Annotated in this window: 9 protein-coding genes; 6 read left to right on the top strand and 3 right to left on the bottom strand. The window is 52.3% G+C overall.

The window, feature by feature from the left end; translation table 11 throughout:
- Nucleotides 1–195: 195 nt before the first annotated feature.
- Both FFS57_RS25165 and FFS57_RS08665 read right to left on the bottom strand, forming a co-directional pair.
- Nucleotides 196–333, bottom strand: coding sequence for a hypothetical protein (locus tag FFS57_RS25165; protein WP_171013770.1), 138 nt, complete (start codon nt 331–333; stop codon nt 196–198).
- Nucleotides 334–442: 109 nt separating this feature from the next.
- Entirely contained in the window at nt 443–1,417 is a 975-nt protein-coding gene (locus FFS57_RS08665) for a LysR family transcriptional regulator (RefSeq protein ID WP_137937381.1), read from the bottom strand.
- A 130-nt stretch (nt 1,418–1,547) separates the two neighbouring features.
- Between FFS57_RS08665 and FFS57_RS08660 the strand changes: the two genes are divergently transcribed.
- The 4 genes from FFS57_RS08660 to FFS57_RS08645 all read left to right on the top strand — a co-directional run bounded on the left by FFS57_RS08660 (nt 1,548) and on the right by FFS57_RS08645 (nt 6,505).
- On the top strand, nt 1,548–3,008 hold the full coding sequence (locus FFS57_RS08660) for an MFS transporter (protein ID WP_249383946.1): 1,461 nt from the start codon (nt 1,548–1,550) through the stop codon (nt 3,006–3,008).
- Between the two features lie 706 nt (nt 3,009–3,714).
- Nucleotides 3,715–4,479, top strand: coding sequence for an SIR2 family NAD-dependent protein deacylase (locus FFS57_RS08655; RefSeq protein ID WP_137937380.1), 765 nt, complete (start codon nt 3,715–3,717; stop codon nt 4,477–4,479).
- A gap of 82 nt (nt 4,480–4,561) precedes the next feature.
- A complete protein-coding gene (locus FFS57_RS08650; protein ID WP_171013768.1) occupies nt 4,562–5,977 on the top strand; it encodes an alpha/beta fold hydrolase in 1,416 nt (471 codons plus the stop codon).
- A gap of 60 nt (nt 5,978–6,037) precedes the next feature.
- The gene (locus FFS57_RS08645; RefSeq protein ID WP_171013766.1) at nt 6,038–6,505 is read left to right on the top strand and encodes an opioid growth factor receptor-related protein; all 468 of its coding nucleotides are present in this window, start codon (nt 6,038–6,040) and stop codon (nt 6,503–6,505) included.
- 244 nt (nt 6,506–6,749) lie between these two features.
- On the opposite strand, the gene FFS57_RS08640 is transcribed toward FFS57_RS08645, so the two are convergent.
- Nucleotides 6,750–7,673 (bottom strand): LysR family transcriptional regulator, encoded by a 924-nt coding sequence (locus FFS57_RS08640; protein ID WP_137937377.1) that lies wholly within the window; start codon nt 7,671–7,673, stop codon nt 6,750–6,752.
- Nucleotides 7,674–7,765: 92 nt separating this feature from the next.
- On the opposite strand from FFS57_RS08640, the gene FFS57_RS08635 reads away from it, so the two are divergent.
- The gene (locus FFS57_RS08635; RefSeq protein WP_137937376.1) at nt 7,766–8,560 is read left to right on the top strand and encodes an NAD(P)H-dependent oxidoreductase; all 795 of its coding nucleotides are present in this window, start codon (nt 7,766–7,768) and stop codon (nt 8,558–8,560) included.
- Between the two features lie 336 nt (nt 8,561–8,896).
- Nucleotides 8,897–9,961: an alpha/beta fold hydrolase gene (locus FFS57_RS08630; protein WP_137937375.1), complete on the top strand. Its 1,065-nt coding sequence runs from the start codon at nt 8,897–8,899 to the stop codon at nt 9,959–9,961.
- Nucleotides 9,962–10,004 lie beyond the last annotated feature (43 nt).

The raw sequence follows: 10,004 nt of genomic DNA, 5'->3' as shown, positions 1-10,004 counted from the left end.
AACACCTCTGCGCCAATGATACTGCGGATTGCCCGTGGGAAAGTAGGTCACCGCCAGACCCCTCTAAAAACGCCCTTAGCTCAAACCTAAGGGCGTTTACTCTTCTACAACCAGTCAAAACAAAATCCACTCAGCTTCCTATACCAATTACCCTAGTGTCTAATATCACTACTGTAGTAATACCGTCCTAACCACTCAATCCACCAATTCATCATTGTAGTAGCCCAAGGTGAGATCACGTTGACGTCCAGCCTGTTTGGCAGGGGCATCTTGCTGAACCGTTAGGCTAACGCCTTCGTGTTTGAATTCCGGAGTAACGTTGCAACGACTCATGAACACCGCCGCGAGTAGGTCGGTACGGTACCACCTATGTTGGGACCCAGATTTATTAACGCCCAGAAAACTACGTCCAAGGGGCTCGCCTATTGCATAGCGGAAAGCGCTATTCCTCAGCTTTCTGCTCAGAAGATGAGGCATCCCATTGCGGTATTGTGTCGTTGATTGGAAGGGTTGATTGCTCCCCAATCTGCTTGGTGCACACGTCCCGGACACAGGCACGAAACCAGCGATGAGCCAGATCTGCATCTTGTCGTGGATGCCATAACATTGAAATGGTGATTTCTGGCGTTGGTACTGGCATTGGGAAAGAATACATCCCATCACGTAGGCTGTCTGTATGCCGCTCTGGTACGGTCGCGATCAAGTCGGAATTACGTGCCAACGCCAATGCGGTGGCAAATCCGTCAACAATGGTCAGGATTCTGCGTTGTAGTCCGATCTGTTGCAGGGCTTGATCAACGGAGCCTTTGTCCAGACCACGCCGGGATACATAGACATGCCCGCCAGCTGCAAAATGCTCCGGGGTAATGTCCTGTTTACATAAAGGATGTCCACGTCTGACTGCACCAATAAAACGATCCCGAAAGAGTGCTTGTGTTCTCAGCTCTGGTGCCGTGGCCAGGTCGACGACACCTGTTTCCAGGTCAATCGTTCCATTCCGCAGCGGTGTACTGTCTTTGTTTGGTTTTTGTACAAAATGTAACCGTACGCCAGGTGCTTCGGCATTGATACGAGCAATGAGCCGGGGGCCAAACGTTTCAGCAAACCCCTCACTGGTCCGCATGGAAAATGTACGAACCAGCTGTGCAAGATCCAGTTTCTCTGCGGGGCGCAATACTGTTTCGATCCCTTGCACCAATTCACTTACTTGATCGCGGATTTCCAGCGCACGCGGGGTGGGTACCAAGCCTCGACCCGCCCTGACCAGCAATGGGTCGCCCATTGTGTCGCGCAATCTTGCCAATGCTCTGCTCATTGCCGAGGGGCTTAGATGCAAGCGCCGGGCAGCACGGGCAACGCTGCTTTCCGTCAATAGGGCATCTAGGGTAAGCAACAAATTGAAATCAGGCGTTGTCATGCTTCAACCATAACACAACTATCAGGCATAGCGTCATATGCACTAATTAAATGCAATTCGTGCGTCTTCCGCAAATTCAGCTGTGGCGATATCGTTGATTACAAGCAGTCGTCAAATCAAGGGGCAGGCCATGTTGAAGCAGATGAATGACCAGAAGATGGGGCGTAACGAACAAAATTCAGGAAAGTCGCCACCCATGCTTTGGGCGTTGGCGAGTCTTTCGTTGTCGATGTTATTACCATCATTGACGACTAGCATTGCCAATATCGGGCTACCAACTTTGGCGGATGTTTTTGCCGTTTCGTTTCAGACAGTACAGTGGGTGGTACTTGCCTATTTGATAGCCATTACCACGCTGATTGTCAGTGTTGGCCGGCTGGGGGACATGATTGGCCGCCGGCGCTTGTTATTGATCGGAATCGGTCTGTTCTCGGCGGCTTCCTTGATATGTGGCATGGTGTCGGTATTGTCGATTCAGTTAATTGCCCGGGTTTTTCAAGGCTTGGGGGCGGCCATCATGATGGCCTTGTCGATGGCAATGGTCGGCGGAACAATACCCAAAGAAAAAACCGGACATGCACTGGGACTACTGGGAACCATGTCGTCGATTGGTACGGCTTTGGGGCCATCGCTTGGCGGCATGCTGATTGCCACACTGGGTTGGCGCACGATTTTTTTGATCAATGTGCCACTGGGCTTGGTGACCTTGCTACTGGCCTATCTTCACTTGCCGGCAGACCAGCCAATGCGGCGTAGTGAACTGTCACAATTTGATCTGGCAGGTACGGTGTGCCTTGCTCTAGCGCTTTCTGCCTATGCATTATCCATGACGTTGGGACATGGCCATTTCGGTTGGCTGAATACCTTACTGCTGCTAGGCGCAATGGTAGGGGTGGGCTTGTTTATATGGGTTGAGAGCAAAGTCAAAGCACCTTTGGTTAATTTGGCATTATTCCGGGACAAATTGCTGTGTTCACGTTTGGTGAACAGCACACTGGTTTCGACCGTGTTGATGGCAATGCTGATCGTCGGTCCTTTTTATCTCGCTCGTGTGTTCAATCTGTCAGCATCACTTGTCGGTTTGATTGTTTCGATAGGGCCAATGGTGGCTGCGCTGACTGCCGCACCATCGGGTCGCTTGGTTGATCGCTTGGGCGCGCAACGCATGGCAATACTTGGACTGGTGGGTATTGCCGTTGGCGCTAGCCTACTTGTTCTGCTACCCACAACATGGGGGATTCCGGGGTATGTGGTGCCGATGGCAGCTATTACTGGCAGCTATGCTTTGTTTCAGACGGCCAACAATACCAGCGTATTGGTGGGTGTCTCGCCAGATCAACGTGGTTTGATTTCTGGCATGCTCAATCTATCGCGAAATTTAGGGCTGATCACCGGCACCGCTGTGATGGGTGCCGTATTTTCAATGGCATCTGGGGTCAAGGACATTACCGCGGCTCAAGCAAGTGCGGTTACCAGTGGTATGCAGGCCACTTTCTCCGTCACGGTTCTGCTGATTGTCATTGCTATTGTTATCGCGATGGCGAGCCGATTCATGACATTGCAACCAGGGCTTGCTCGTGATGCATCGTGACGTGGCTATATCCGACATCATAGGTCTTCGTAAACCTATCATACCTTTAAGTTGAGTTCGCTTACCTGCCTAATCAAACGGTTTCGCTATTACTGGTTACTGGTGATGAATGCGTAATTGTAATTTATCACATTCATCCATTTGCGACCCACGCAGTCACCCTGCGTCCTGTGCAGGGCATGGTGTTATAAAAGGGTATTTTTATGTGTGAGGTGTATGGCGTATTCTATAGAAATACAGGAAATGTATTGGTTGGTTATGGGGGAGGTAGAGGATCTTTTCTAACTCGAAGTGGCCCACATCTTCTTGGCGAGACTAAAGTGCTAGTCACATGGATTATGACGCTGGTGAGGAGATTTCGGGCATAAAGCGTCACATAACGGTGGAAGGTACAAGGGTTGACACATACCATCGTAGTGACGACTGCTGATGGCACTGACCACTAGTGCACCTTAAGTACTCGCACGGTGTGCAGACCATCTACAGGCCCTGCATTGTCTGTTGGCCGATGGTGATTATATGGGCCTCCTCTTTCCATACAAGATGAGCGAGCTTTGATGAAGGCTCTTGTACAAATCGCCAAGCGGAGCGGTAGGTGAGTTTTGCTGTACGACCCGAAGCTCCACCCCCTGCTCGACCTGAAAGGCAATCGATAGCTTAATACTGATTTGGACAAATTCTCGGAGAGAAATAATGGAGAGAGGAGATGACCTTCACATGTTTTGATCTCAGGATGATTGCCACGCTACAAGGCGCGCAAAAGATCGTCGTGCTGACAGGCGCGGGCATATCTGTCGAAAGTGGTATCCCGACATTCCGGGATGCGATAACTGGCCTCTGGAAAAATTTTGATATCGAAATGCTTGCCACGGCCGAAGCATTCCTGCGCGACCCAGCTTTGGTGTGGGGGTGGTATGAATGGAGACGCATGAAGGTGCTTTCGGCGCAGCCTAATGCTGCCCACATAGCTATCGCCGAGCTTGCCGGCCGAGTACCGCAGTTGTCATTGTTTACCCAGAATGTCGACGATCTGCATGAGCGGGCCGGCAGCATCGATGTGCGGCATCTTCACGGTAGTCTTCATCATCCGCGTTGTTTTGACTGTGGTCATCCGTACTCATTGCCGGATGGTGTTCCTGATGAGCCTGAAGGTGGCCGGCGCTTGTCGCCGCCAAAGTGTCTGGAATGCGGAGGCATGATCCGACCAGGTGTTGTGTGGTTCAACGAACCATTGCCCGTAAATATCCTTGATGGGGCATTTGAATTGTCCAATTCATGTGACCTTCTGATTGTGGTGGGTACTTCGGGTGTGGTCTATCCTGTTGCTCAGCTTCCTGAAGTCGCCCGTAACGCTGGCCACAAAGTGATCCAGATTAACCCTGCCAGAAGCGAACTGGATCGTATCTGTACATGGAACGTGCGAGGTAGTGCCGGGAAGTTGTTGCCTGCAATGATCAACCGCGCATTTTGATGGCTGCCCGGTATGAAATTAGGGAGGGGCCGTGAAAGGGAGATGGGTCAAGAGGCTGGGCGAGACTGAGTCGCCGATAGCCGTGGTGTTCGTGCATGGCATTTTGTCCAATGGTGAAGCGTGCTGGCGTCATCAGAATGGTACCTATTGGCCGGAGCTACTTTCAAGGCACGCAGCTTTGGGAGGTGTTGGTATCTATGAGTTCACCTATCACACGGGCTTCTTCAGCGGCCACTACGATTTGGGTAACATAGTTGATGCACTGAAAGAGTGCTTGCATCTCGATGGTGTTGATCAGGCGCGCAAGATTATCTTCGTAGCTCATAGCATGGGGGGCATTGTGGTCCGGCGCTATATCGTGCAGTGCCATGATGAACTAGTTGAGCGCAGTGCGGAACTTGGCCTCTTCTTGATTGCATCGCCTTCATTGGGCTCGTCCTATGCCAACTGGCTCAGTCCCATAGCGAGATTCATGGGACATGCCCAAGGACAGGCTCTGGTGTTCTGCCAGAGCAATGCCTGGCTCAACGATCTGAACAGCGATTTCCGCAATGTGCTGGCACGCCGTAAGCTTGTGATCCATGGCCGGGAACTGGTGGAAGACAGGTTTGTGATCCTTAAACACTTCCGCGTGCTCGAACAGGTCGTGCCGCCGTTCAGTGGGGTCGCGTATTTTGGCGATTCATTCAAGGTGCCATTGTCAGATCATTTCTCCATCGCCAAGCCGACGGACGATCAGGCCATTCAGCATCGCATGCTGTGCAAGTTCATCGAAGGTATCGCGCAGCAGAAGCACAACCCTGGCAATGTCTGGGAATGTGCGCACGGCTTCAAGGCCTGTGTGGGTGCTAGCGAAATCTGCATTATCGCCGGGCGAATCGAAGAGTATCCGATGGGGCCGGGGGTGGTGGTAGTGTTGCCTTGTGATGAATATTTTGAGGGGCAATGCGCCAGAGACAGCCGGACCGCGTTAGGTGTGTATTTCAATCGGTATTGCGCCAAAGAGGCATCGAACTTCTCGGATTTGGTTAGACAAGAGTGTCGGAAACGATTTGGTGCTGGAAAATTACAGCAAAAGACCATGGAGGAATCAGGCGAAAGTCACGGGCCAGGCCGAGCTGTCTTTGTTCCTGACCCATCGAAGAATGCTGCCGCAATCGTGCTGGTTTCCACAACGACGCAGCGGGCCGGGCAGGGGTTGGCAGCCCGGATGTCCTATGTGTTTGACGGTGTGCAAGAGTTGTTCGAGTTGCTGGCGGACAGGAGGATCAATGAAGTGGTCATGCCAGTACTGGGGGCGGGGCATGGTGGTATCGATCCGCTGCTGGCACTCGCGGGACTGGTGCTCGCGTTGGCGGAAGCAACTCACTATGGCCCTGACCGACAGCGGCGCAAAAAGATCACTATCGTAGTTTTCCAGCGGACGAAACATGATCCACCGGACGTGGCGTCCGATGGCATCCGCAAGGTGCTGGAATTAGTAGCTAGCAAAACATAACGGAGAAATGGCATGGCGAGCGGGAAGGATTCAATTAGGAGCTATTTAGGCTACGGCGGCATGGATCACCAGCATCGTACATTGGCTCAAGCGCTAGCCTGGGATGACGAGGTGCTAGAAAGCACGCATGACTATATCCAATGGTGGTTTCCGCTAACAGAGCCAAGTGCTTTCAACGGCCATGCACCAGTCGCAAGCCGTGCCGAGTTCGAGGAGCTTCAGCACGACGAGCGTGTCAGAGATGGGGTGATGCTCGCGATGCATCGTATGCTACGGTTCTATGGTTTGTGTCTAGAGGTATCTGGTGTGATCAAGAAGACGGATGAATGGAATTGGCGCAGCCAGAACTGGGCGTCCAGGCAGAGTCATAATGATCTTCGTATTACACGTATCCTTAAATCCTTGTGTTTGTTGGGCCATCGGGCGCATGCAGAGGCTCTGCTCGCCACTCTGGAGGAGATCATCAGGGAAGAACGTGACCAACGCAACCAAGTGCCATTACGCTTCTGGCGTGAAGCACTGCTTTGACGCCGTTGTAGTAGGCCGCGGCGAAACAGTCATTCGCCAGAGGTCGATCTATAGTTGTTTAGTCCCGACATTGTAGTGCATGCTGTATTTTGTCCGCTTAGGGCGAACCGGCGCCAAATGATCGCGCATCAGATGACCAGTAAGCCGCCTCTGATGAAGCCGCAAAGTGATCACGAGCCATCAGAAAGGGGATCATGTCCGTCAACACTTGCTCCCCATTTGTCGCAACGGAGGGTTTTTAAAGTCACCCAACCGCAGACCGTTCAGGCTTCATTTGCATCAGCCGTACAATCGTGTCACGGAGCCAGCGCTGGGCTGTGTGTTCGTGGTTCCGGGCATGCCACACCATGCCGACTGCAAATTCTTCCGCCAGCATGGGGAATTCGACCACTTTCAATTGATCGACATGGCTTTGGATAAGCCGTTGGGGTACCAAGGATACAAAGTCAGATTGCTTGACGATCTCTGGCACAAACAAGAAGGATGCGGCGGACAGCGCAACGTTGCGTGTGTGCCCCAGTTTTGCCAAAGCACTGTCGACCGAACTGACGAAGTTGCCGCCATTGAGGGATACGATGACGTGTTCCAAGCCTGCGTATTCTTCCAAGGTGATGCCATCCCGTAAGCGTGGGTGATTCCGCCGGCCAATCAGGACATACCGTTCGTTAAACAGGTGCCGTGTGTAGAGATGGTTTGGCGCGATCTCCGGTGATAGCAACGCCAGATCGACGTCGCCCTTTTCCAACTGAATTGCCATCTGTGCGGGGTCCAGATTACGTATGGCGACCTTGATGCCGGGGGCTTGCTGCCGAAGTTGCTTAGCTAATGGGAGAATCACGGCTGTTTGCAGATAATCGGTGCCTGCCAGGCAAACTGTCATTGTGGCTTGGGCGGGGTCAAAGTCCTGATGGGTGGTAATGGTGGTGCGAACCTGGTTCAGGGCATGTTGCAGCGGTTCAATCAGCTGGATTGCTTTGGCGGTAGGCAGCATTCCGCGCTGGGCAGGAATGAGCAATGGATCACCGAACATGTTCCTGAGGCGGTTCAGCTGTGCACTGACTGCTGGCTGGCTGAGGTTCAGTCGAGCCGCTGCTTTGGTGACGTTCTGCTCTGCCAGTAATGCTTCCAGTGTGACCAGCAGGTTGAGGTCAAGCCGTTTGGTATCCATAGGGGAAATAGTAGAAAGTAAATAGTGTAATTTCACTTATATCATGGCGCTTGTCAGACTGGGAGACCTGTACCCACCTCATTGGAAGTGCCATGCAAAAGAATGTATTGATTGTTTATGCCCACCCTGAACCCACGTCGTTGACCAGTCAGTTTGTGGCGGTGGCGCAGCAGACCCTGCAAGCGCAAGGTTGCGATGTGATGTTGTCGGATTTATACGGTATGGGTTGGAAAACGGTGTTTGATGCATGCGACTTTCCAGATCGTATCGAGCCTGATCGCTTGTCTTTGATTACCGAGTCTGGCCATGCTTACAGCACTGGGCAGCAAACTGATGATGTCGTGGCAGAACAGCAAAAGCTGCTTGCTGCGGATGCGGTGATTTTCCTGTTTCCGCTTTGGTGGTTTGGTATGCCCGCTATCCTTAAAGGCTGGATTGACCGGGTCTACGCTTATGGGTTTGCTTATGGCTACAAGAACGAAGGTAATCGCTACCGTTACGGAGACGGAATACTGAAAGGCAAGCGGGCGATGCTGTCTGTCATGGTGGGTGGGCCCGCTGCGGATTACACCGCTTATGGTATCAACGGCCAGTTGGAAGCGCTGTTGTTTCCCATCACCCACGGTAATCTGTTTTACACCGGTATGGATGTGCTGCCAACCCACGCGGTGTATGGGACTGGGCGTATCACTGCCGCTGGTATCGCTGCCGCCAAAGAAGTGTGGCGGGCCCGCCTGACCCAGCTTTTTGACGAGGTGCCTATTCCTTTCCGCCGGCAGAACGGTGGGGACTATCCAGATGGCCATACCCTTGCCGAATCAATTACGTCGGGCAGAACAGGTTTGATGGTGCATCGTCGTGACACGTTGGGTGAGCTGGCCATATGACGTTGTTGGCTGGGATGGTTGCTCGACAACAGGTGGCGTGAGGGCTTTGGTTCGCCTTTTGGCACGCACTTTCATTTCCATGGATGTTTGCTTATCCCTACAGTGTGCCACCACAATACTTTGTTGATAGGCTTCCAGCGCGGCTTCTGGCGGGTTGTAGTCAGTAAATAACTGCTTGGCGAGGCCGATTGCAGCCGTAATAATAGCCAGGCATCTTCCTTCTGCGGGGTAGCTGATGAAGTGTGAAAATTCCATCGTTACAGGTGTTTCTTTTTCCGGCTTCTGCCGCCGCCTCGGGATGGAGAAGTTCCAATTATTCGTTAGGCCACACAAGACATGAAATCGTCCGCGCTCGGTTCACTCTTGGTTGCATTTGGGATGTTGCTGCAAGGTTGTTCCTCGGGAACCAAATCGTTTACAGCCTCCGCAGGCCGAATCGATCCAGATGGGATCGCGTATTTGGAGCCAGTGACGTTGGGAGGCCATCAGCAATGGCTACTCGTTCGCGGCGCCAACAAATCAAATCCGATACTGTTGTTTCTACATGGCGGACCGGGGAGCCCCTATATCGGTTTGGCACATAAATTCCAGCACGAATTAGAGAAACATTTTGTCGTTGTTCAGTGGGATCAGCGCGGGAGTGGAAAGTCCTTTCCTGATACCCCGCCAGGGTCGATGACCGTGAACCAGTTTCATGCAGACACGCACGAGTTGGTGCTGCTGCTCCGTCAGCAATTCAACCGTGACAAGATCTATCTGCTCGGGCATTCCTGGGGTAGCTACCTTGGCATTGTTGAGGCAAAGCATCACCCCGAGAATTTGTATGCTTATATCGGTGCTGGGCAAATGATCGATCTTGTGAAGCAAGAACAGCTCTCGCACGATTTCGTTACTGAGCGCGCAAAGGCCGATGGCAATGAGAAGGCGCTCAAACAACTGAATGAGATCGGGTATCCACCATACAAAGACACCGAAAATGGAATGAATGCCAAGTATTCCTGGCTGTGGGAGTATGGCGGCATGCTTGATAATGAAACAGGGCCATCCCCATTCGTAAAAGCATTATTGACGGCGAAAGAGTATTCACTGATGGACATCAGCAGGTTTGTCAGGGGTGGGTCATTCTCGCTACGCCAATTTGCGGATAACGAAGGATTGGGCTTCTGGAAGCTGAAGGTCCCTGATGCCGCTTCCGGATTTCAAGTGCCCATATTTTTTGTCACCGGCGAGCATGATCGGGTCACTCCGCTTTCCCTGATTGAAAACTATACGAAAGCGCTGCACGCACCAATGAAGCAGTCTGTCGTCATCAATAATACCGGCCACTTCGCTTTCTTCGCTGAGCCGCGTAAATTCAGTGAAGCTATTATCGAAGTCCGAAATAAAACCCTGGCTCAGTAGAGCATGCCATCACGGTTGAGCTGCCGGCGCCACGAGCAACACA

The organism is Chitinivorax sp. B, from assembly GCF_005503445.1.
In the GTDB taxonomy this organism is placed as follows: domain Bacteria; phylum Pseudomonadota; class Gammaproteobacteria; order Burkholderiales; family SCOH01; genus Chitinivorax.
This window is presented reverse-complemented; position numbering and strand designations above follow the sequence as displayed.